The following is a 255-nucleotide window of genomic DNA, read 5'->3' on the forward strand; positions in this document are numbered from 1 at the left end:
CGGTGATGGTCGAGGTGCCGTAGGAATCGCTGACCGACTCGTAGTAGATCAGGCCCTTGGCGCCGTTAAGCTTGTCCTCGATGATACTGGTGACCGATTCGGCCACTTCCTTGGCCGACGTGCCGGGATAGGTCGCGGTGATGGTGATGGCCGGGGGCGCCACGTCGGGATACTGCGATACCGGCATGTTGGGGATGGCCAGCACCCCCGCCAGCAGGATGAACAGGGCGACTACCCAGGCGAAAATTGGTCGAT

At 62.0% G+C, this 255-nt stretch carries 1 protein-coding gene; it reads right to left on the bottom strand.

The window, feature by feature from the left end; all coding sequences use genetic code 11:
* On the bottom strand, window positions 1–255 hold a 255-nt coding region (locus tag ACRHNM_RS17385; protein WP_431137906.1), incomplete at both ends, for an efflux RND transporter permease subunit.

The sequence above is a fragment of the Psychroserpens mesophilus genome, assembly GCF_050617655.1.
In the GTDB taxonomy this organism is placed as follows: Bacteria; Bacteroidota; Bacteroidia; order Flavobacteriales; family Flavobacteriaceae; genus Psychroserpens; species Psychroserpens mesophilus_A.